Below are 23,703 nucleotides of genomic sequence, written 5' to 3' on the forward strand. Positions count from 1 at the left end.
TCTCGAATCATTTATTGTACTGATACACGATTGAGTAGTTTTTGTTTGTTCTAATACAAAAAAAGTGTGGTTTTTCATGAGAACGGTTACTTCGGTTGATTCACTAGATTTCATTGATTGTTGAAGGAAAGAGGCGGATAATAGGACCCGAAACTGTTAACAAGGGGACCTTTATCATGCTGTCACGCGTTATGCGTATTATTCAAATCATTGCTCAAATCGCACTCATTTTTTGCTTTTCACTCAGTGGGGACTGGGTGAGCGAAACCTTTCAATTACCATTACCCGGTAACATCATCGGCTTGATTCTACTGTACCTGGCGTTAAAAAGCCGTCTGCTCCCACTCGTTGCTGTTGAACGGGGCGGAACATTTCTTCTGTTCGTCATGCCATTGTTCTTTGTTCCAGCACTGTCCGGAATCATGGATTATACCGCATTTCTCCGGACATCCGGTTTACAGATCGTGTTGATCGTCGTCGTCAGTAGCCTTCTGACATTAGTCGGATCAGCATATATCGTCGATCGTTTAGCACACCGAAAAGAGGCGGTGACACGACATGAATGAGGCACTGTTTTGGATCATCCTGTCAATTGCATTGTTTAGTATCGCAATGTTCATCTATCAACGTTATCCTCGTGTCTGGACGTTGCCAATCCTGACGGTAACGGTAGTTTTGATCTTAATTCTCGTCTATTCTGGAGTCTCACACGCAGAATACATGCAAGGTGGACAATATCTATCGAAGATGCTTGGTCCGGCAATCACGGCATTTGCGATTCCGCTCTACCGCGTCCGGCATCACGTTCGGCGTTTTCTACCAGAAATCGGACTTGGTGTTTTGCTTGGAACATGTATTGCCATGAGCTCTGATTTGTTACTTGGTCTATTGCTTCATCTTGAGCGGACAACGAATCTTGCTCTGTTACCGAAGTCGGTCACGTTACCCGTCGCCTTGGCAATTTCACAAAAAGCTGGTGGGACGACGACGCTGACGGCTGCCTTCGTTTTATTGACGGGGTTAACCGGATCGATCGTCGGTCCGAAGCTCATGACGGGATTGAAGATTCGCCACTTCGTCAGCCGTGGGGTCGGTTTAGCATCAATCGCTCATGTCATGGGCGCGACGAAGTCGATGAGTCTCGATCAACGGGAAGGAGCGGTCGGTCTGTTGACGATGGTCTTGACGGCCGTCTGTGCCAGTGTCATCGCACCGGTTTTAATCACATGGTTATATGGGTGAACACTCTGTTCTTTAGCAGAGTGTTTTTTTATCGTCGATTGAAACTTGTCGACTGTTTTAGCAGTATAGTACAACAAAAACAGGGTGGAGGAGAACAAGATGATCATTTGGATTAACGGTACGTTTGGCGTTGGTAAGACGACGGCAGCAAACGGATTACAACAACGTTGGAGCGGCTCACACATTTTTGACCCGGAAGAGACGGGTTATTTTTTACGAGCACAGCTGCCGATAAACAAAGATGACTTTCAAGATGAGCCGTTATGGCGCACGTTCAACCGTCAGCTCCTCGAACAGCTCGATACGGAAAAGGCGCGGATCATCGTACCGATGACATTGACGAATCCAGCGTACTTTCAGGAAATCATCGGGACGTTACGAGCGAACGGTCATGACGTCCGTCATATCGCCTTGATGGCGAAGGAGACGACTGTCAAACGTCGGTTGATTAGCCGCTTCGAGCATCCGAATTCATGGGGTGGTCAACAGGCAGAACAACGCTTACGTCAACTGACCGATCCATTGTTCAGTCAACAGATTCAGACGGACGATCTGACAAAAGGACAAGTTGTCGATGCGATTGCTCTCGTGACTGGGATCGGACTCTCGCCTGCCCGACCATAAAGGATTCAAGAAAGATGTTTCCGGGAATCATTAGATGATAATAGATGAGGAGGAAACAATCTTGAACGAAGGGCAACTTATTGCTAGGAGGATTTATGAATATGAAACACTGGATGACTGAGAAATTGGGCAGGCAGTTGATGGCGATTTTTTATAGTGTCTTTGCACTAAGTGTCATCACATCGGTTGCCAGTTATTTATACGTGGATAATGCAGACGGTCGGACGAAAGAACAGGTACTCGACCAGTTACAAAAGACACAATGGTTCTGGTTTTTGAACTTGATGGTTTTTTTATTTTGTCTATTGTTCATCGTCCGTCCGTTGATTCATCGTGTGACATCACAGCTCCGCGAATTGAATGTCAAAAGTCGTCGTCTTGCGGAAGGAAAGTCTATTTCGCTCGAGCATGATGTCGACAGCCATAATGAAGTCGGTCAATTGACGGCATCGTTTTACCAGATGGCACGGTCGATCTCATCACAACATGCGGAACTGTCAGCAAAGAATCAAGAAATGAAACGCAATCAGGAAGTACTGACGCAAAAGCAAGACGAACTTGAGCACGCTTTGGAAGTGACCCGGACGAACGAGTTGCATCTACAAGATCGGAACGAATTAATCGAAACACTTGCCTCAAAAGAGAGTTTATTTGATTATTCTTCTGTCATCAGTACGATCGTCCGATTGACGAAGACGGAATTTGGTGCCCTGTTGCTGATCAAAAATAATGAGATCGCCCAAGTCGTTCCTAAGGAGATGACGGAGGATCAGCAGGAGAGCTTAAAAACAGAATCATTGCTGCTGAAACGAGTCATGATTTCAAAGGAAACCGCACATTCCTCAAAAAAGGTCGCGAACGACGATCTCATCAAGTATCCGTATCACGTCTATGAAGGTGTTATTCCGATCATGGATCCGGCAAAAGAAGAATTGATTGCCTGTCTCTATCTAGCAAGGTTTGACGCACCATTCAACCAACAGGATCTAGCGGAACTGGAATCGTTCTCGAAACAAATCGCGATCTCATTGATGCGGATGTCACTCTATGAACAGATGGAATACGAACGAAAAGAGACGGCGCAACTGTTGAATTCCGTTCGGGAAGCGATTCTTTATATCAAACATGAGGAAAAGACGATCTTAGGGAATCAGGCATTATTTGATATCTTCCAGTCGTTACAGGTCGAGGAAGATAATGACTCAATGACGTTTCTTGAGGTCCAACCAGAGACGATGTTCGAGCAGATGGACCAGAAAGAAGCTTTTGAAGCGTACTTTGAAGAAGTTTTATCGGGAGAGATCCCTGAGGGCATGTTCTCTTTGTCGATCGACCAGGGTGAATATTTCATTCAAGTTTATGCCGAAGCCATCGCGCATGGAGAACAGTCGAAGGGAACGATCCTCGTCTTTCGTGACGTCACGGCTGAGACAGAGGTTGATCGGGTCAAATCAGAACTCGTCTCGACGGTTTCGCATGAACTTCGAACACCGCTCTCTTCGATTTATGGCTTTACGGAGCTGATGTTGAAACGGGATCTGGATCCCGAGCGGAACAAGCGATACTTGCAAACGATTCATGATGAATCGAAACGATTGACCAATCTTGTCAGCGACTTCTTGAACGTCCAGCGGATGGAGTCAGGAAAGCAAGAGTATGACAAACAAATCTTTGATCTGAAAGAAATCGTCAAGGAACAAATTCAGTTTTATCAAGCAGCGACGGAACAACATAGTCTGCAGCTTGATTTGAATGACGAACAGGACTTTATGGTCGAAGCAGATGCGAACAGTATGAAACAGCTACTTGGAAATCTATTGAATAATGCAGTCAAATACTCACCGGACGGTGGGGATGTCGTTGTGACGCTGACCCATCAGCACAATCAGATTGAACTAAGCGTCCGTGATTTCGGAATCGGGATTCCGAGTCATTCGATGCCGCATCTATTCAGCAAGTTCTATCGTGTCGATAACTCAGACAGCCGAAAAATCGGCGGAACAGGTCTTGGATTATCGATTTGTAAGGAAATCGTTCGAGCGCATGATGGCAACATCGAAGTCGAATCGATCTTGGGAGAAGGGACGGTTTTTCGGGTCAAGTTACCAAGTGCGACGGACGCGTTACTCGAAGCAGAATGAAGAGACGAAGAAGAGGCGATATCATACGCCTCTTCTTTTTTGTCGTTTCACGTGTGAGATTCGTCCAAATTCATGCGCTTGGCTAAAACGAGTAAGATGCAGACATTTGAACGATAAATCGAACAGATTGATGACAGAACGGCTGAAACAGTTGAAAAAATCGTAAATTGTGCAGGGATTGCTAACGTTTCTTTACTCTCGCTATAGTGATTACAAAAAAGCGTGAGAGGAAGAAGAATCATGGAGAGCTTAGAAGCGTTACTCACACCACCGCAAGAGATCGAACAAGAGAATGCAAACATTGATGGCAAAACACCACTTGCGAAGTTACAACGGATTGCTGGGGAAGCAGCACGGCAGATGATGCGACGACATCTCGAAGCGGATGTCTTGCAGGCGCTTGACGACAACATTTTGTATATTCATGACGCCGATTATTATGTGACTGGGACGACGACTTGTGCCCAAATTCCGCTCGGTCAGTTACTCTCAAACGGATTTCAGACAACGCACGGTTCGATCCGTCCGGCGCAAGACATTCGTTCTGCCCTCGCCCTTGCGGCAATCATCGTCCAGGCGAATCAAAACATGCAGCATGGCGGACAAGCCTTCGCAACCTTTGATGATGATTTAGCGCCGTTCGTCGAAAAGACCTATCAACGGGAATGGACGAAACTAAATGACCTCGTTCCGCATTGGAAGCGGCGTAAGCGGGAGCGACATGCATGGCAGGAGACGTATGAAAAAACGTTTCAAGCATGTGAAGCATTCATTCATAATACGAATTCGATGCATTCGCGCGGTGGTGGACAGGTTCCGTTTTTATCCGTCAATTACGGAACGAATACGACGTATGCAGGGCGGCTCTTCCAACGTGCCTTGCTAACAGCGACGGAGCGTGGGCTGGGCAAGGGTGAGACACCGATTTTTCCAATTCAGATCTATAAAGTGAAACAAGGAATCAATCTGTCACCAATGGACCCAAACTATGATTTGTTTCAACTCGCTACACGGGTAACAGGAAAGCGATTGTTTCCCAACTTTGCATTTCTCGATGCACCATTTAATCACCAGGAGCAACCGGGAAAAGCGGAAGTCGCGTATATGGGATGCCGGACCCGTGTATTCGAGGATCGTGGAGACATACCGTCCGTCACAGGTCGTGGTAATTTATCCTTCACGAGCATCAATCTCGTCCGTTTGGCACTCCAGAGTCAAACCGTCGATCAAATGTTCGAAGTCGTCCAAGATACGACAAGACTTGCATGCCGGCAACTCATCGCACGGTATGAGTTCCAGGCAAGTCGAACGGCTGACGAGTTTCCATTTTTATATCAACACGTCTGGAAAGACGGTGAGACGCTAAGAAATACGGACCAGGTAGGTCCGGTCCTCAAACACGGGACGTTAGCGGTCGGCTTCATCGGACTTGCTGAATGTTTGTCCGTTCTGACGGGGAGTCATCATGGTTATTCCGAACTAGCACACCGGATTGGTCTTGCATTGATTCAAGCGATGCGGACGGTAGTCGACAATTTTGGCGAACAGACAGGGTTGAACTTTAGTTTACTCGCAACTCCGGCCGAAGGATTATCCGGTAAGTTCACACGTCGCGATGTCAGTGACTTTGGTGAGATCGAAGGAGTGACAGATCGACCGTATTATACAAATTCCTTTCACATTCCTGTCGATGCGCCCGTGACGATCCGTGAGAAGATTCAACTCGAAGCCCCGTTCCATGCATTATGTAATGGCGGTCATATCACCTATGTCGAGACGGATGGTGCGCTTGCTGGAAATCCGGAAGCAATCGAAGACATCGTTCGTTTAATGGCGGAGGCTGGAATCGGTTATGGATCAATCAATCATCCCGTCGATCGCTGTCTTGATTGCCGAACGGAGCAGACGATCGAGGATCAATGTCCAGTTTGCGGGAGTGGATCGATCGAACGCATTCGGCGCATCACCGGATATCTCGTCGGTACGCTGGACCGCTGGAATGAAGCGAAACGGGCAGAAGAGCAGAATCGGGTGAAACACGATGTTACGGGTCCTCTCGCTTCTTCCTGACTCCGTCGTCGATGGTCCCGGTTTACGAACGGTGTTATTTCTTGCCGGTTGTCCGCATCACTGTGCCGGCTGTCATAATCCGTCCTCCTGGGATCCTGCAGGTGGCGTAGCTTGGACAATTGACGAGACGGTCGCGCGGATTCAAGCAACCGGTCACCGGCGCCTGACGCTATCCGGTGGGGAACCGTTGTTACAAGCAATAGCGCTCTATCGGCTACTAGAACGACTCGGACCAGACTATGAAGTGATCTTGTATACGGGCTATGTGTTGGAAGAAATCATCAAGCATCGAGAATGGCACCCCTTGTTACGCCGACTAGATGGATTGATTGATGGTCCGTTCATCCTATCGAAACTTGACCGAACGACAAGCTTTCGGGGGAGTACGAATCAACGAATGTATGATCGACAGCATTTAAACAAACGTTTGGATTAGACAAAAACTCCCCCATCTTTTTAGACAGGGGAGAATCAAATCATGCATATTTTTGTTCTTGATCGACGGATTCGACGACTGCGAGTGTCGTTGTCCGTCGTTTTTTGATGAAAAACGATAAGATCAAAGCAGCAAGTGCGAGTAATGTCGCGATAAAGAACGTATCATTGATTCCTTCAATCATCGCCTGCATCTGCAACCATTCCGGATTTGCAGCTTCAGGTTGTGAAGCGAGTTCCGGAACGTGGTGTTTCGTCCGCGATGTCATGATCGTCACGAGCAGACCTGAACCAATCGCACCCGATACTTGTGACAACGTGTTGTTTAATGCCGTACCGTGAGGTGTCAAATGTTGTGGAATATGATTCAATCCGTTCGTCATGACCGGCATCATGACCATCGAGATTCCAAGGAAACGTAACGTATACATGATGACGAGGAACGCGTATGACGTATCCGCAGCTAGCTGACTGAATGAGAACGTCGTCAAGACCGTCAGTGATAAGCCGATGATGGCAAGGATGCGAGCACCAAATCGGTCGAAGAGACGACCTGTTATTGGTGACATGATCGCCATGACGATCGCACCCGGTAACATCAAGAGACCAGAGTGAAATGGTGAGATGCCACGAATCGTCTGGATGTAGATCGGCATCAAGATCATCGCGGAGAACATCGACATGTTCAAGACCATTGAAATCCCTTGCGATAAAGCGAACATCGGATACCGGAAAATACCGAACTCAAGCATCGGTTCTTCGAGCATGAATTGACGTATAATGAAGGAAGTCAAACTGATTACACCGATGATCAATGATCCGATGACCGTCCAAGATCCCCATCCGGCAGAACCGGCGGAACTAAATCCATACAACAAACCACCGAAGCCGAAGCTTGAAAGGACGAGTGAGAACAAATCGAGCTTAAGTGAACTTTGAACCGTCTCTTTCTTCAATAAGAAGGCACCCGTGAAGAGTACGAGCAATGCGATCGGTGTGACGAGATGGAACAACATCCGCCACTCATAATGTTCAAGAATCCACCCGGACAATGTCGGTCCGATTGCTGGAGCAAAGGTGATGACGAGTCCGAAGATTCCCATCGCTTGCCCACGCTTTTCGATTGGGAAACCGGTCAAGAGAACGTTCATTAACAGTGGCATCATGATCGCGGAACCCGACGCCTGCATCATGCGCGCACCGAGTAAAAGCGGGAAGATGTGTGCTTGTCCGGCGATAATCGTTCCGAGTGAGAACAATGTCATCGCCGTCAAGAACAGTTGGCGCGTTGAGAACTTTTGGACGAGGAATGCTGACGTCGGAATCATGATTCCATTGACGAGCATATATCCCGTCGTCAACCACTGGGCGGTGCTTGCCTGAATACCGAACGATTTCATGATCGACGGTAAGGCGATGTTGAGTAACGTCGAGTTTAGGACCGCAACGAACGCACCTGCCATGAGGACAGCTAAAATTAAATAAAGTCGTGATGATTGCTTGCTTGATTGCATTTCGTTATGCTCCTTTTGTACTACGAGTCTAAAATGTTAGACTTGAATTCTATGACTGACTTGGCTATCTTACCAGCAGAAGTCGAATGAGTTCAAATTATTTGCTTCATACACTAAAATAAGTGGTTGTCGAACCAATTATGAACAGAAAAGGACAAGACCATGAATCCAAAAAAGAAACAATTATTAGATGCTGCCTATCAACTATTCGTCGAAAAGGGTTATCAATCGACATCCATTCAGGATATTCTCGAACACAGTAACGTTTCTAAAGGGACGTTCTATAATTACTTCTCCTCTAAAAACGAATTATTCATTGATGTCTTTAATACCGTCTTTGAAAAAATGCGGATCGCGCGTAAGGAAATTCTCGTCGGACGGGATGTCTCGGATTACGAGACGTTCATTCAACAAGGAAACTGTTATTTGGAATTGATGCAAAAATATAAACTATATACATTGTTCGAAGAGGCCATTGCTTCGAACGAAAAAGAACTCAAGACGTTCATGGAAAACAATCGTCTTCTTGAGATCGAGTGGACGTTCGAACGATTACGTGATTTATTCGGTCAGACGAAGGAACCGTACCTTCTAGATTTAGCAGTCATTTACACGGGGATGTTGCAATATGCAATGTACTTCTTCCGTCAATCTGAGCCGAACACTCAACCGGAACGGGTCGTCCGCTATGTGTTCAATCGGTTGACGCATCTCGTAGAAGACGTCAGTCGGACGGAGGAACAATTGATTCCGCCACGATTCCTATCGGTCTGGCTCGATCGTCCACAAGATGAAGTGGTCATCCGGAAGGATTTATTCGAAAAGACGAGCGCACATATGAAGCGTTTGATCACCTTGTCTTCGATTTCCGAAGAATCGAAGGAAGCACATGAAGAAGTTCTCGATTTCATCTATGAGGAATTGCTCGAACGTAAGAAACCGAAAATCCATCTCCTGCGCCGGGCACTCGAGACGATGGATGAAGATCCGGTCTTTGCGGGCCAGGAAATCATGGCGACTTATAAAACGATGGTCGATGAGATTGCCCGCATTCGGACCAAAACTTCCTAAAAAGGTTGCTTTTTGGAACTAATCCCATTACACTGAGATCATTCATGTTAGAAAAGGGGTCTCAATCATCATATGTTTACTCAATGGAAAAAAGAGTGGTTCTTGCAACCAAAAGCGGATTTGTTGTCCGGAATCGTCGTTGCCTTAGCACTCGTCCCAGAAGCAATCGCGTTTTCGCTGATCGCTGGTGTCAACCCGATGGTTGGGCTATACGCTTCCGTTATCATTGCAATTGTCATCTCGATTGCTGGTGGTCGCCCTGGAATGATTTCGGCTGCGACTGGCGCGATGGCACTCGTCGTCGTTCAGCTCGTCAAAGATCACGGTGTTGATTATTTACTAGCTGCCGGTATACTTGCCGGAATTCTACAAATCGCGTTCGGCTTTTTAGGAATTGCCAAGTTATTACGATTCATTCCTCGAGCTGTCATGGTCGGATTCGTCAATGCGCTCGCCATTCTGATTTTCTCGGCGCAATTGCCACAGTTCGAAGGGCAAAACTGGATCATGTATGCGATGGTCGCCGCGTCACTCGCCATCATCTTGTTATTTCCACGGGTCACGAAAGCGATTCCGGCGCCACTTGTTGCGATCACGATCATGACGGTATTAACAGTCGTCTTTTCGCTTGATACCCGTGTCATCGGGGATATGGGACAAATCGAAGCGGCGTTACCAAGCTTCTTCTTGCCAGATGTCCCGTTCTCACTCGAGACGCTTCAAATCATCTTCCCATATGCCTTGTCACTCGCATTCGTTGGTTTGATCGAATCGTTACTGACAGCACGAATCGTTGATGAAATGACGGATACGACGTCGAACAAAGCGATGGAATCGCGCGGACAAGGAATTGCGAACATTATCGCCGGTATGTTCGGTGGAATGCCAGGTTGTGCGATGATCGGGCAATCAGTCATCAATGTCACATCCGGTGGACGCGGTCGCTTGTCGACGTTGACAGCAGGTGTGTTTTTGATGCTATTGATGTTTACGATGAACGATCTATTGATGACGATTCCAATGGGAGCACTTGTCGGTGTCATGTTCTTCGTCTCGTATGCGACGTTTGATTGGGGCTCATTCAAGATGCTCAAGACGTCACCGAAAAGTGATTCCGCGGTCATGCTCGCGACCGTGTTCGTGACGGTATTGACGCATGACTTATCGATGGGTGTCCTTGTCGGGATTTTGCTTGCAGCGTTATTATTCGCGTCAAAAATTTCTCGCATCCAAGTCGAGCGTGAGGAGCAAACAGAACGAGTCCGTTATACGATCCGTGGACCGTTATTCTTTGCGTCGACGACTGCATTTGCGGAACAGTTCCAGCTCGATGCTGATCTATCATCGATCATCACGCTCGATTTCTCAGCGTGTCACTTATTTGATGATTCAGCCATCGAAGCGATCGAGAACGTCGTCTTGAAATATGAACGACTCGGCAAAAAAGTTGAATTGGTAGGATTAAATGAAGAATCCCAAGCTTTGATTGATCGGCTTGCTCAACGGATTGCCTAAAGGTTAAATAATAAGGTAGAGATGGAGAAAAGTAGCCGGTGGCATGCCGGCTGCTTTTTTTAAGTTCTGACTTAACGATGAGAAGTGCGTCCATTGATCCGTTTCGCTATACTAAAAATAAAGGGGGCAGTTAAGATGAAATGGTTTCGATTTGAGCAAGACGGAAAAGTAGGCATCGGGGTTGAACAACAGGGCACTACATATGATGTAACAGGGCAAGTCTACACCGATTCATTGCTTGAAGTGATTTCACGTGAGTTTGATGTTGATCTTGATTTAGATATCGCACCACTACTTAAAGGGGATGTGCGACAACTCGCACCGTATGTACCAGCACGAAATGTCATTTGCGTCGGCAAGAACTATGCTGATCATATCAAAGAGATGGATACGGCGGGAGCAGGGAAATTCGTCTTGTTCACGAAAGCACCGACGTCGATCGTCGGTCCGTTCGAACCAATCGAACGGCATGCGGATTTGACGAAGCAACTGGATTATGAAGGAGAACTCGCCATCATCATCGGCAAGACGGGGCGTGATCTGACACCAGAAAATGCGCTTGATCATGTGTTTGGCTACAGTATTGTCAATGACGTGACGGCACGGGATTTACAAAAAGAACACGTCCAGTTCTTCCGTGGTAAATCACTCGATGGGTTCTGTCCGTTTGGACCGGTCATCGTCTCAGCGGATAGCTTTGATCCAAGTGACGTCCTCGTCGAGACACGTGTGAACGGGCAACTCCGACAGTCAGGATCAACCGCCTTAATGTTGCGTGACGTCGTAACGATTTTAGTGGAAGTGTCACGTGGGATGACACTTGAAGCCGGAGATGTCATCGCGACAGGAACTCCAGCTGGTGTCGGACATGGTATGAAACCACCGGTCTACCTTCAGACAGGGGATGTCGTCGAAGTATCGATTGAAGGAATCGGTCGTTTACAAAATGAAGTCCAGTGAACGAAGATGACCGAATTGATTGAATTGCATTCACCGCTTTCCAAATTACTTTGGAAAGTGGTTTTTTATTTTGTGAAAATCGTCAAAAATTTAAAAAATGATTGATTTCAAAAAATAAAACAGTCATAAAATGACCGTTTTTGATGTATAATGAAACTATAAGAACGGTTTCATGTCGAAAAAAGTCGTATTTTGAACGTTTTATAAAGAATTTATATAAATTTTGAACGTTTTTGATTGATTTTTATATGTAAACGCTTTATATTAAAGATGCGGAGGGAAACCTTATGTTAACCAAAAAACGCCATCAACTCATCCTTGAGCTTTTAGCCCGAGAAGAAGTCGTCAAGATGCAAAAGATCGTCGAACAAACCGGTGCGAGTGAATCCACGATTCGTCGGGATTTATCACAACTCGAGACAGCAGGTCACCTGAGTCGAGTGCACGGGGGAGCAACAGCAAACCATTTGCAAATTGAAGAACTGAGTTACTTCGAGAAGAGTGATCAGCATGTCGAAGAGAAGGAACGGATCGCGCGAGCGGCTGCCGACCTGATTGAAGACGGTATGTATGTCTATCTCGATGCCGGAACGACGACGCTTGCCATCGTTCCGTATCTCGAAGAGAAGGCGATTACGGTCGTAACGAACAGTCTTCCTCTAGCGAACACGTTACTCTATCACCGTATCCCGACGTTCGTCGTCGGAGGGCAACTCAAGCATTCAACGCAGGCACTCGTCGGTTACAACGCACGTGAAGGAATGTTGATTTACCATTTTGATGTCGCGTTCCTTGGGATGAACGGTGTTCATCCGGCACAAGGCTTCACGACACCAGATCCGGAAGAGGCACTCGTAAAGAAGACAGCGATCGAATTAGCAAAACAATCGTATGTACTCGTCGATGAGACGAAGCTGGATGCGATCAGCTTCAGTCGGGTGGCGTCCTTGCAAGCGGCGACGATCATCACGACGACATCCAGTGAGCAAGCAGCGAAATACAGTCAATACACAGAGGTGGTGAACGCGAAATGATTTATACACTGACACTCAACCCATCAATCGACTATTATGTCACGTTACCGGTATTTGAGGCAGGACAAGTCAATCGTGTCGAACAGGCGGAAAAAGTGGCCGGAGGGAAAGGAATCAACGTCTCTCTCGTCCTAAAAAACTATGAGGTAGAAACACAAGCACTCGGATTCCTTGGAGGAAGTACTGGACAATTCATCCGGACGGAACTCGAGAAACGAGGCGTGTTAACGGACTTCACACCGATTCAAGATGAGACGCGGATCAACGTAAAGATTCGTGCCGATCAAGAATCTGAGCTGAATGCAGCGGGACCGAAGATTCAACCGGAAGAGCTGGAGCATTTATTATCCCGATTCAAGACGATGCAAGCCGGTGACATCGTCGTCTTCGCAGGCAGTATCCCAAGCAGTCTACCGCATGATCTCTATCGTCATATCGCGACGATCTTGAATGAACGGAACGTCCGCTTCGCCGTCGATACGACGAAGGAAGCAATGCTTGAAGTCTTACCGCTCGGTCCATTTTTAATCAAGCCGAATCACCATGAACTCGGTGAAATTTTCGACGTCGAGATTACTTCGAAGGAGATGGCCGTTCCATACGCGCAACAGCTCGTCGAGCGTGGTGCCGAGAATGTCGTCATCTCATTTGCAGGAGACGGAGCACTGCTCGTCAATCGTCAAGGTGCCTACACGGCAAACACACCGGCAGGAAAGCTCGTCAATTCCGTCGGTGCCGGAGATTCACTCGTCGCTGGATTCGTCGCCAGCCACGCGCTCGGCAAATCACCAGAAGAAGCGTTCCGCTATGCGGTAACGACTGGCAGCGCGTCTGCTTATTCCTTCGGTCTTTGTACGAAAGAAGATATCGATCGTCTCCTCGTAGACGTCAACGTCGTTGAACTCATTCAATCCTAAAAGGAGTGTGACTACTCATGAAAATTACTGATCTCTTGACACGTGATACGATTCAACTTGATTTACAGGCGTCATCTAAAGCCGCTGTCATCGATGAACTCGTCAACGTCCTCGATCGGGCAGGAAAACTAAACGATCGCTCGGCATATAAAGAAGCAATTCTCGCACGGGAAGCGCAAAGTACGACAGGTTTAGGAGAAGGAATCGCCATCCCACACGCAAAAACAGCAGCGGTCAAAACACCAGCAATCGCTTTCGGGCGTTCGGCAGGCGTTGACTACGAAGCACTCGACGGTCAACCAAGTCGGTTGTTCTTCATGATTGCGGCGGGTGAGAACGCAGATAATGCACACCTTGAAACACTCTCGAAACTATCCGTTTATTTAATGGATATGAACTTCCGCGATACGATCCTTGCGGCTAAAACGAAAGACGAAGTCATCGCAGCAATCGAAGCGAAGGAACGCGAAGAAGAAGGTCCAGTTGACGTCTCAAGCGACAACGTCGATCAAGACGCACCATATATCCTTGCCGTCACAGCTTGTCCGACAGGAATCGCACACACGTATATGGCAGCTGATGCCCTTCGTCAAAAAGCGGAAGAGATGGGTGTCCGTATCAAAGTCGAGACGAACGGATCGACAGGCGTCAAGAACGGTTTGACACAACAAGATATCAACGATGCGACAGCCATCATCGTCGCAGCGGATAAAGCAGTTGAGATGGATCGTTTTAACGGTAAACACGTCGTTGAAGTACCAGTTGCACAAGGAATTCGGAAACCACAAGAATTGATCAACCGTGCCGTCAAACAGGATGCACCTGTCTACAAAGCGAGCGGTTCAAGCGAAAGCTCAAAACCAGCTCGTGGCGGATTCTACAAACATTTGATGAGTGGGGTATCCGCGATGTTACCACTCGTCGTTGCAGGTGGTCTCTTGATCGCAATCAGCTTCTTCTGGGGTATCAACTCTGCGAACCCAAAAGATCCATCGTACAATGAATTCGCTGCACAATTGATGACGATCGGGAAAGCCGCGTTCGGTCTCTTGATTCCGATCCTCGCTGGATTTATCGCGATGTCGATCGCTGATAAACCAGGTCTTGCTCCTGGTCTAATCGCTGGTTTCCTTGCAAGCAACGGTAACGCTGGTTTCCTCGGCGGATTGATTGCCGGTTTCCTTGCCGGGTACGTCGTACTCTTGCTTGTTAAAGTATTCAAAGGTCTTCCAGCAGCACTTGAAGGAATCAAACCAGTCTTGCTCTATCCTCTGTTTGGTTCATTCATCACAGGAATGATCATGTTGCTCGTCATCAATGAGCCGATTGCGAAGTTCATGACATGGCTCACAGATTCATTGAACGGACTCAGTGGTGGAAACGCAATCCTCCTCGGTATGCTCGTCGCAGCGATGATGGCAATCGACATGGGTGGTCCAATCAACAAAACAGCATACGTTTTCGGTACAGCTGCTCTTACAGCAGGTAACACGGAAGTCATGGCAGCTGTCATGGCAGGTGGTATGGTTCCACCACTCATCGTTGCCTTCTCATCCACATTGTTCGCACGTAAGAAATTCACGCCGCAAGAACGTGAAGCAGGTATCGCTGCTTACGCAATGGGCGCATCGTTCGTCACTGAAGGTGCGATTCCATTCGCTGCAGCCGATCCACTGCGCGTCATTCCGTCAAGCGTCATCGGTTCAGCGATCGCTGGTGCGTTGACGATCGTCTTCGGCGTCTTGCTCCCTGCACCACACGGCGGTATCTTCGTCTTCCCGTTACTTGATGGTCCATCAGGTACGGTCATGGCAATCGTCGGTTACGCGGGTGCGATCCTCATCGGTTCACTCGTCGGTGCGGCAATCCTATCCTTCCTCAAAAAACCGCTTGTTGACCAATCGGTCGCGAAAGCGGAAATGACAGAAGGAACAGGTACGAAAGCATCATAATTCACCTAAATCTCCTCTCCGTTTTTAAGCGGAGGGGATTTTTTGTTGAATTTTGACGGCTAACGGTGAAGAATAGAGGGCATACTGAATAAGAAGGAGGGATGGACATGGGTGGACAATCCTTACAAATCGGACCACGGACCATTAAGACAGGTCTTGCGGTCATCTTGGCGCTGTTGATCAGTAACCTGTTCAACCTCAGCCCAATCCTGCCTGCGATCTCGGCAGCGACGACACTCCTGCCTTCGGTCTATCAGACATGGAAACAATTTCTCGAAGAAGCAGAGGCCAACTTGATTGGTGCCTTTTTGACGTTACTCGCACTTTGGATTTTAGGCGATAATCCGGCGAATCCGCTTGCGATCGGGATCGTCATCATGGCAGCAATTTCGATTTTGCTAGCTTTTGGTTTCGGGCGGACGATTCCACACGTCGTATTGATGATCATCGTCATTCTCGAAAGTGTCGCGACTGCGACCGAACCACTTTGGCAAGTCGTTTTGATCCGCTACTTGCTCGTCATGCTCGGGATCGGTTGTGCACTCGGCATCAATGCGTTGATTTTCCCGCCACGTTACGGCAATGTCTATTACCAGAAAGCGACGAAACTCTTTGAGAAACTACTCGTCGTCACGCGAGCAATTGCCTTTGAAGGCAAGGTCACCCCATATCGGGCAGCAATCGATAAGATGGGACGTTCGCTCCTTGAGACACAAAACCTGTTCAACCTACACAAGGAAGAAATTCGAGGAACGCGTCAGAAGCATGCCTCGCTTCTACGGAACCTGCTGATCCTCAAACATATGCAATCGTGCCTCGAACGTGGCGTCGCGACGGCAGAGCGCTTCAGAGAACGAGAGAAGGCACTTGATTCGATTGCAGACGATCTTCGAAGTGAACTGTTCTATCACTTGATGCACATCGCCCAGCGACAAGAGAAAGTCTTGCTGACATACGATCTCCTGTTGACGGAAGAACCGCTCGCGATGGAGGATCTCGTCAAAGAGAACATTGCCTTCGTCAAGCACTCTTTTCTCGACCGTGATGAACTCGAGGAAGAAGTCATCATGGAAATTTTACCGATCGTCGTCTCGATGAACGAGTGGATACAAGAACTCGAATCCTTTGAAAAACGGCTCAATGGTGGGCTTCGTCGCCATATCACATCATTGACGATCGAACAAAAATCAGTCCGTGATAAAACATTTAATCGATTTAAACGTAAAAAAGCCATTGACGAAAGTAAAAAGTAAGCGTATAGTCCTCCTTAACGATACTTTACTTGCTAAAAGCATAACAGTATAACAGCATAACAGAACGAAAGATTAAGCGATGATGAAACCGAAGTAAAGACCATCTCCCTGTTTCAGAGAGCACGTGGCGCTGCGAACGTGTACACAGATGGTGTTGAATTACAGTTTCTGAGCTTCTTGCGTAAGCGAGCGGAGCAAACCGTTATCCCAATCATGAGTGACTCAGTTGATGACTGGGTAATCAGGGTGGTACCGCGGCTTTCGTCGCCCCTGTCGAACGATACGTTCGGCAGGGGCTTTTTTGTTATCTTACATTCATTCAAGGGGGAACTCATATGTCTACACCAATCATTCCAAGTCACTTACGTCCACATGTCGCACCACAGCACTACGAAGACTACACGCCAACAGATCATGCCGTTTGGAGATACGTCATGCGACTGAATTTAAATACGTTACAAGATACAGCACATCCAGCATACCTCGAAGGGCTTGCTGCATCGGGCATCAGCCCGGAACGGATTCCAGATGTACGTGAGATGACAGCGAACCTAAGCCGTGGAGGCTGGGGAACAGTCGCTGTCGATGGTCTCATTCCTGGCGTCGCTTTCTTCGATTTCCAAGGACATGGTTTATTACCGATTGCAACCGACATCCGGAAGGTCGATAACATTCTCTATACACCAGCACCGGATATTCTGCACGAAGCAGCGGGGCATGCACCGATCTTGATGAATCCGGTCTACGCGGAATTCGTTCGTCGCTTCGGTGAGATCGGGGCACATGCCTTTAATCATAAAGCCGAGCATGACGTATTCAAGGCACTAAAGAAATTGACGATCGTCAAAGAGAGTCCATTCTCGACGTCAGCCGATATCGAACAAGCTGAAATTGAGCTTGCAGAGACACGGACACACGTCAAAGGGATTTCGGAAGCGAACGAAATCTCACGTCTGTTCTGGTGGACGGTTGAATTCGGTTTGATCGGTGATATCGACAACCCACAAATCTACGGGGCAGGTCTTCTATCATCAGTCGGTGAAAGTCGCCATTGTTTGACGGACGCGGTCGTTAAACATCCATTCTCGCTTGAAAAAGCACTTGCGACGAAACATGACGTGACGAGCATGCAAAAAGAACTCTTCGTCTGTGAATCGTTTGAACAACTCCGCGACGCACTTGAAGAATTCGCTCAATCGATGTCCTACATTCGCGGTGGCATCCACGGACTGACGAAAGCCGTTGAATCAGGCAACCTGTCGACGCTCGTTTTCGACAGCGGTCTCTCACTCGTCGGTGTTCCTGAAACGCAAGAAATTCACGATTCGCTGCATATCGTCAAACTGACTGGACCGACAGCGTTGGCTGCGAACGATGAAGTGTTGACAGGTCAAGGGCTTGCAGATCATCCGGAAGGCTTTACACTCCTTCACGGCAAGGAATTGAACGAAGTATTGATGCAAGTCAAAGTCGGTGAACGTCTCGACTGGGCGGAAGGAAATGTTCACGTCACAGGTGACATCACAGCAATTCAAAACGTCAATGGTCACCGGGCACTCGTCGTCTTAGAAGCAGCAACGCTCTCGAACGATGGGAAAACGATGACGATGGACCGGATGGAATTGATCGTCGGTGACATCACGTCAGCATTCCCGGGAACGGAAGTTGAAGCACTGAAGCCAATTCCAGAAACGATCGAGTTCGAACGAATCGAGCGTCCGTTGACAGCGGCTGATCCAATCTTTGAAGTTGTTCGTGAGATTCGCGAAGGACGAGCCGGTCGGGAACGGTTGCCGCAACTAATCGACCAGACACTCGTCCAGTTACCGGACGCTTGGTTACTCCGCCTCGAATTACTTGAGTTAGCGGATGAAGTCGACCAACCACGTCTGGTCGCTGATCTCGAGCGTTTAAAAGCAACGTCCGCACAGCGAGATGAATTAATCACGCGCGGGATGGCATTACTCGACGTCGTTCATCAATGAGTCGAACTCCGGTTCTGAACCTGTTAGAATGGAGACATTCGGTAAAAGGGGATGATCGGTTATGACAAATTATTATCAAGACGTAAAGGAATTCCACCGTGTGTTTTCACACCCTGGCGCAACGACGCCAACACCTATGACGGTCGATCGTGGGATTAAACGCTCGACCTGGACGGCGGAAGAAGCGGTCGTTGAGTTCTTGCATCAAACGGCGACAAGTGAAGCAGAGTTCCTCGAGGCGATCGAACATTTCAAGTCAGGGCTTGATACAGCGGTCGAAAAATCGCTCCAGATGAAACAACCCGAAACAGATGTCGAACGACTCGTTGGACAAGGGGATGCCTTGACGGACGCGCTCTACTTCATCATGGGAAGCTTTGTTGAGATCGGGCTTGATCCGGCTCCATTGTTCGAGATCGTTCAACGTGCCAATATGGCGAAGCTTGGACCGGACGGAAAACCAATCTTCCGAGAATCTGACCAAAAGGTCATGAAACCAGAAGGCTGGCAACCACCGGAACCACAGCTTGAAGCAGAAGTACGTCGACAAATTGCTGCGGCTTCGAGTACGTCAAAAGCTTGATTCAAAATAACAAAAAGAGGGATGACTGGTACATACACCGGTCATCCCTTTATTTTTCATCTATTCACTTCTTACTTGATAACGCGATAAATCGAGTTGACGGATTGTAAGGAACTCGACACCTTCTGCTTCAAGTGCCAGCCGTTGTTCATCGCCTTCGAGCGATAGTTTTCCGCCAGCAGCAAGGACGCGGTGCCACGGTAGACGTTCCGTCGTACTCATGCTGTGAAGAATCCGCGCCACTTGTCGTGCGCTACGCGGATGACCGGCGAGTCGAGCGACTTGCCCGTACGTCATGACCCGACCAGCAGGGATTGAACGGATGATGGTCAGGACATCTTGCGTGAACGGTGTCATGACTCGTCAGAAGCAACGACATACTGTTGAATCTTATCGTCTTCGTCAAAGCCGATCGTCACATCGATGATGCCTTGTTGCAAACGGATCTGCAGTTCAAGGCGGTCCTTGATGTCGTCTGCTTGAGCGATCGTCAACGTCGGATCAACTTCGATTTCAACTTCGACGTGGAAATGATCGCCTTCTTTAATAACTTCCAGTTTACTAATGTCTTTGACGTCTGGGTCTTTCATGATCAGTCCGCCGAGACGTGCTGCCATCGTCTCATCGGCTTCACCAAGTGCACCAGCTGCGTTTTGCAGGAAGACGTTTCCGACGACGTAAAACATCATCAGCCCGATCAGGATCGAAGCAATTCCTTCTGCCTGATGAAACGGTGTCACATGTGAGATGATGACGGCGATCATCGCGACGATTCCGCCAGCCGTTGCGACTAAGTCTTCAAGGAACACAAGGCGTGTCGCTGGTTTTGCTTGCTTCAGTGACCGGAAGCTGTCGAGGATGAGGCGTGGTCCTTTTGAGTCCAATTTCGCATCATGCGCGATTTCCTGCATTGCTTTAAAGAACACACCACTTTCTAAGACGACCCCTGCGAATAAAACGGATAACGTGATCCAGAAGCCTGTCGATTTTGTCGGTTCGATGATGTGGGCAATCCCTTCATGAATCGTTTCGTAGGCCATGATGCCGACAAAGAGGATTGCGCCTAACAAGACGAGATTGACGAGACGACCAAAGCCATTCGGGAACCGTTTCGTTGGTGCTTTTTTACTGAGGGCAGAACCGATGAAGACGAAAAATTGATTGGCAGCATCCCCGAGCGTATGCATCATTTCGGCGAACATCGCGACATTTCCCGTCAGGACGTAGGCAATTGCCTTGATGATGGCGATGATAGAGTTGACGATGCCTGCCGTCAACGCAGACCGGTTACCCCGGCGTAATAACGTAAAAAATTCTCCCATGATTGTACTCCTTTTAGTTAAGTTACGTATTAGTTCATTTTATTATGTTACATCATTTTGAGAAAAACGACTATCTTCACATGAAAAAACCCACGCAAGCTGCGCGGGTTTAACTCGTCAAGATAAGTCGACTGTTTTATTGATTTCGTTCTCATCGTCTTTGCCGACGACTTTCTTCAAGACTTGTTTGACGGACTTTGTCGTGTTTCCTGTTTCCCAGTACTCAGCAGCTTCCGTGTTGACCTTGATCAAGACGACTTTCGGATCTTCGTATGTCGTTCCAAGATATGCTTCGTAACGTGGGCTCCAGAGCTCTTTTTTTCGTTCGATGTCTTCGACGAGTTCTGCTGTTCCACGAATCGAGACGTATGATTTGTCGACGTACGCGACGTTAACACTCGGATTCTTAAGTAATTCTTGATACTTGTCCGTTTCTTTTGAAGTGAGGAACCAGAGGTCGCCATCAAATTCGATATCCTGTGTCTGCATCGGACGCGATACGAGTCCTTCTGCTGCAATCGTCGTCAGCATCGCTGTTTCAATTTTATCGATCAGTTTCTTGATCGTTTCGACTGCTTCTTGATTCGTAGTATGGGTTGACATGTGACTCCACCTCATTCGTTAGATTTTTATGCTCACGTAAGGATTGTTCCCTGAATTTCAAAATGAAAACGTCCCCATGACGGAAAGAAGCAGTTTCGTTGCACGGTACAACGAGGAGGCGTACAGTGTAGGTACGCATTCGAAAGAAAAAGGAGAGACATACATGAAACTTAGTATTTTAGACCAATCCCCGGTCTCTAAAGGACAATCCCCATCTGATGCCTTACACGAAACGGTCGAGCTCGCGAAAATCGCGGACGAACTCGGTTATCATCGCCTGTGGGTATCCGAGCACCACTTTGCCAAAACACTAGCCGGTTCAAGTCCGGAAGTCTTGATCGCGTATATGGCAGCCGTGACGAAACAGATTCGCCTTGGTTCAGGCGGTGTCATGTTGCCACATTACAGTGCCTACAAAGTTGCGGAGAACTTCCGTGTCCTCGAAGGACTTGCTCCGAACCGGATTGATCTCGGTCTCGGTCGGGCACCAGGTGGTATGCCGCTTGCGACGCGTGCGTTACAAGAAGGTTCGTCGCCACGGTTTGGTGGAGCTGATTATGGTGAGCAACTTGATGATCTCGTCGACTACCTGAAAGACGGGGCACCTGCCGGACACCGGTTCGCGGGACTCGTCGCCACACCAGAAGTCGATACGACACCAGAAGGCTGGTTGCTCGGATCAAGTGGTGGTAGTGCCTTGAACGCCGCACAACGCGGATTCGGATTTGCATTTGCCCACTTCATCAATGGACAGGGTGGTCAGGAAGTAATGGATTACTATCGTCATAATTTCATGGCGACGTCGTTTAATGAGACACCACAAACACTCGTTTCGATCTTCGTGACATGTGCCGAAACGACGGAAGAAGCAGAACGTTTGGCGTCAAGCCTTGATTTATCTCTGCTCTTACTCGAAAAAGGGGTCTCGTCAACAGGAACGCCGACACCGGAAGAAGCAGCAGCGTATCCGTATACGTTCCAAGATCAGTTCCGGATTGCTGAAAATCGGAAACGGATGATCGTCGGTAACCCGGAATCCGTTGCAAAACAATTACAAGAGCTTGCCGATTCTTATGGCACAGACGAAGTAATGATCGCTTCGATGATTGCTGACAAGGAAGCAAAACAACAATCATTAAAATTAATCATGGACGCTGTCAAAGCGACAGTCTGATTTATACGCACGTCCTTTCTCACGAAGTGAGGGAGGACGTGTTTTTTGCGTCTACTACTGGAATGCGTTCGGATACGATGTCTTTACGCAATCGGAAGAATCCGAATAACGCTGCACCGAACAAGCCGACTGTACCGACTGCAAGTAGCACGATGATAGACACATGATCACTGAGTAAACCAAATAATAGGGTACCAATCGGCATCATCGCCATGGCGACCGATTCAAGGACACCGATGACACGCCCGAGGTAAGCTGGATCGGTCTGTTTTTGAACGATGAGCTGAAGTGGAATGTTCATCCGTAAGACGAGCATGCCGTCGATGAACAATAGAATCATGAAAAAGGGTAGTAGTAGAGCAGAGGGAACGTAGCCGAGTAAAGCAAGTGCAGGAAGCGCATAACAAGAGGCGATCAAAAAGAGCGACTCGAATATCGTCCGTAACGGACGTTTCACGGTAAAGCGAGGTAAGGCAAGAAGCAACGAAGCGACAAGAAGACCAGCACCCAGTGCGGACTCGACTAATCCAAACCGAAATGGCGTGAATTGCAGTCGATCGAGCAAAACGATCGGTAACAAGATTTCGAAAGCGACAAAAAAGAAGTTCAGGACGATCGCCATCAGGACGAGTGTCGTCAATACCGGTTGACGGAACAGATAGCGATAGCCTTCTTTAAACTCCGAGACAAAGGATGGAGTATCGGTAATAGCTGAAGAAGAGGTATCGACTGCAAGAAAGCGGAGGCGGCTATTCCACCAAGCTGCAGAAGCAAACAGGAGAAACGGTAAGATCAAGAATTGCGTGATGGAGACAGTGGCGATAAGCAGTCCCGCAACGAGTGGAGCAGTAATCGTTGAGATCGATTGAATCGTCGAGAAGAGTGCGTTCCCGCGTTGTAACTCCTCTTCTTGTACGAGTCGCGGTAACGAGCTTGATAAGGTAACGGACAGGAACGTCGACAGGCTCGTCAAAAGGACACTAGCGATGATGTAATGAACGGTATGTAGAGGGGCTTGTAACGAATAGAGCAAAAGTCCAAACAAGACGAGTGCACTTAAGCTTTCGGTCATGACGATGATTCGTTTCCGGTTCCAACGATCAGCGAGGACACCAGCAACCGGTGAGAACAAAATCCGTGGCACTGATCCTGCAAGCAGGACGAGCGCAAACTGAAAACCAGACGACGTTTCCCGTAAGACGGTCAGTCCGGCGACGAACGTAAAGAGACTAGCTGCGAATAATGAACAAAACTTTCCGAATAAGACACGCTTTAAATTAAATGACATCCTGTTCACTCCTTCAGAGT

21 protein-coding genes and 1 other annotated feature are annotated in these 23,703 nt (G+C 48.0%); of the genes, 16 read left to right on the top strand and 5 right to left on the bottom strand.

What is annotated here, in order from left to right; translation table 11 throughout:
• Positions 1-176 precede the first annotated feature (176 nt).
• The 6 genes from B3S86_RS03605 to B3S86_RS03630 all read left to right on the top strand — a co-directional run bounded on the left by B3S86_RS03605 (position 177) and on the right by B3S86_RS03630 (position 6,513).
• Positions 177-566 (top strand): CidA/LrgA family protein, encoded by a 390-nt coding sequence (locus tag B3S86_RS03605; protein WP_290749199.1) that lies wholly within the window; start codon positions 177-179, stop codon positions 564-566.
• Positions 559-1,242, top strand: coding sequence for an LrgB family protein (locus B3S86_RS03610; protein ID WP_035408827.1), 684 nt, complete (start codon positions 559-561; stop codon positions 1,240-1,242). The genes B3S86_RS03605 and B3S86_RS03610 overlap by 8 nt, the downstream gene beginning before the upstream one ends.
• A 99-nt stretch (positions 1,243-1,341) precedes the next feature.
• A complete protein-coding gene (locus B3S86_RS03615; RefSeq protein WP_290749204.1) occupies positions 1,342-1,866 on the top strand; it encodes an AAA family ATPase in 525 nt (174 codons plus the stop codon).
• Positions 1,867-1,967: 101 nt separating this feature from the next.
• Positions 1,968-4,007, top strand: coding sequence for an ATP-binding protein (locus B3S86_RS03620; RefSeq protein ID WP_035408821.1), 2,040 nt, complete (start codon positions 1,968-1,970; stop codon positions 4,005-4,007).
• Between the two features lie 240 nt (positions 4,008-4,247).
• Entirely contained in the window at positions 4,248-6,077 is a 1,830-nt protein-coding gene (locus B3S86_RS03625) for an anaerobic ribonucleoside triphosphate reductase (RefSeq protein ID WP_035408818.1), read from the top strand.
• Positions 6,049-6,513, top strand: a complete 465-nt coding sequence (locus B3S86_RS03630) for a 4Fe-4S single cluster domain-containing protein (RefSeq protein ID WP_035408815.1) — start codon at positions 6,049-6,051, stop codon at positions 6,511-6,513. Before B3S86_RS03625 ends, B3S86_RS03630 begins: the two co-directional genes overlap by 29 nt.
• Positions 6,514-6,553: 40 nt before the next feature.
• Here the strand turns inward: B3S86_RS03630 and B3S86_RS03635 are convergent, their stop codons facing one another.
• Positions 6,554-8,026 carry a DHA2 family efflux MFS transporter permease subunit gene (locus tag B3S86_RS03635; protein ID WP_035408812.1) on the bottom strand — a complete coding sequence of 491 codons (1,473 nt, stop codon included), beginning with the start codon at positions 8,024-8,026 and terminating at the stop codon, positions 6,554-6,556.
• 162 nt (positions 8,027-8,188) lie between these two features.
• Between B3S86_RS03635 and B3S86_RS03640 the strand changes: the two genes are divergently transcribed.
• The 9 genes from B3S86_RS03640 (at position 8,189) to B3S86_RS03680 (ending at position 19,296) form a co-directional block, all read left to right on the top strand.
• Positions 8,189-9,097 (top strand): TetR/AcrR family transcriptional regulator, encoded by a 909-nt coding sequence (locus tag B3S86_RS03640; protein ID WP_035408809.1) that lies wholly within the window; start codon positions 8,189-8,191, stop codon positions 9,095-9,097.
• A 72-nt stretch (positions 9,098-9,169) separates the two neighbouring features.
• A complete protein-coding gene (locus tag B3S86_RS03645; RefSeq protein ID WP_290749213.1) occupies positions 9,170-10,612 on the top strand; it encodes a SulP family inorganic anion transporter in 1,443 nt (480 codons plus the stop codon).
• Between the two features lie 135 nt (positions 10,613-10,747).
• Entirely contained in the window at positions 10,748-11,572 is an 825-nt protein-coding gene (locus B3S86_RS03650) for a fumarylacetoacetate hydrolase family protein (protein WP_035408799.1), read from the top strand.
• A 287-nt stretch (positions 11,573-11,859) separates the two neighbouring features.
• Positions 11,860-12,606, top strand: coding sequence for a DeoR/GlpR family DNA-binding transcription regulator (locus tag B3S86_RS03655; protein ID WP_290749216.1), 747 nt, complete (start codon positions 11,860-11,862; stop codon positions 12,604-12,606).
• Positions 12,603-13,523, top strand: a complete 921-nt coding sequence (gene pfkB / locus B3S86_RS03660; RefSeq protein WP_035408794.1) for a 1-phosphofructokinase — start codon at positions 12,603-12,605, stop codon at positions 13,521-13,523. The genes B3S86_RS03655 and pfkB overlap by 4 nt, the downstream gene beginning before the upstream one ends.
• A 17-nt stretch (positions 13,524-13,540) precedes the next feature.
• Entirely contained in the window at positions 13,541-15,475 is a 1,935-nt protein-coding gene (locus tag B3S86_RS03665) for a PTS fructose transporter subunit IIABC (RefSeq protein WP_035408791.1), read from the top strand.
• 107 nt (positions 15,476-15,582) lie between these two features.
• Entirely contained in the window at positions 15,583-16,728 is a 1,146-nt protein-coding gene (locus B3S86_RS03670; RefSeq protein WP_035408788.1) for an FUSC family protein, read from the top strand.
• A gap of 70 nt (positions 16,729-16,798) precedes the next feature.
• Positions 16,799-17,003 (top strand) — a binding site (T-box leader).
• A gap of 60 nt (positions 17,004-17,063) precedes the next feature.
• A complete protein-coding gene (locus B3S86_RS03675) occupies positions 17,064-18,713 on the top strand; it encodes an aromatic amino acid hydroxylase (RefSeq protein WP_290749221.1) in 1,650 nt (549 codons plus the stop codon).
• A gap of 61 nt (positions 18,714-18,774) precedes the next feature.
• Positions 18,775-19,296: a hypothetical protein gene (locus tag B3S86_RS03680; RefSeq protein WP_290749224.1), complete on the top strand. Its 522-nt coding sequence runs from the start codon at positions 18,775-18,777 to the stop codon at positions 19,294-19,296.
• Positions 19,297-19,356: 60 nt separating this feature from the next.
• Here the strand turns inward: B3S86_RS03680 and B3S86_RS03685 are convergent, their stop codons facing one another.
• From B3S86_RS03685 to B3S86_RS03695, 3 genes are all read right to left on the bottom strand, one after another.
• Positions 19,357-19,653 (bottom strand): MGMT family protein, encoded by a 297-nt coding sequence (locus B3S86_RS03685; protein ID WP_035408778.1) that lies wholly within the window; start codon positions 19,651-19,653, stop codon positions 19,357-19,359.
• Entirely contained in the window at positions 19,650-20,618 is a 969-nt protein-coding gene (locus B3S86_RS03690; protein ID WP_290749228.1) for a cation diffusion facilitator family transporter, read from the bottom strand. The genes B3S86_RS03685 and B3S86_RS03690 overlap by 4 nt, the downstream gene beginning before the upstream one ends.
• 117 nt (positions 20,619-20,735) lie before the next feature.
• The gene (locus B3S86_RS03695) at positions 20,736-21,221 is read right to left on the bottom strand and encodes a pyridoxamine 5'-phosphate oxidase family protein (protein ID WP_214855324.1); all 486 of its coding nucleotides are present in this window, start codon (positions 21,219-21,221) and stop codon (positions 20,736-20,738) included.
• Between the two features lie 163 nt (positions 21,222-21,384).
• Between B3S86_RS03695 and B3S86_RS03700 the strand changes: the two genes are divergently transcribed.
• Complete coding sequence (locus B3S86_RS03700; protein WP_023467737.1) at positions 21,385-22,395, top strand: LLM class flavin-dependent oxidoreductase; 1,011 nt, start codon at positions 21,385-21,387, stop codon at positions 22,393-22,395.
• Positions 22,396-22,414: 19 nt separating this feature from the next.
• Here B3S86_RS03700 and B3S86_RS03705 read toward each other — a convergent pair whose 3' ends face one another.
• Positions 22,415-23,683: an MFS transporter gene (locus B3S86_RS03705; protein ID WP_290749233.1), complete on the bottom strand. Its 1,269-nt coding sequence runs from the start codon at positions 23,681-23,683 to the stop codon at positions 22,415-22,417.
• Positions 23,684-23,703: the final 20 nt, after the last annotated feature.

Source organism: Exiguobacterium sp. UBA3968, from assembly GCF_002385115.1.
GTDB lineage: Bacteria > Bacillota > Bacilli > Exiguobacteriales > Exiguobacteriaceae > Exiguobacterium_A.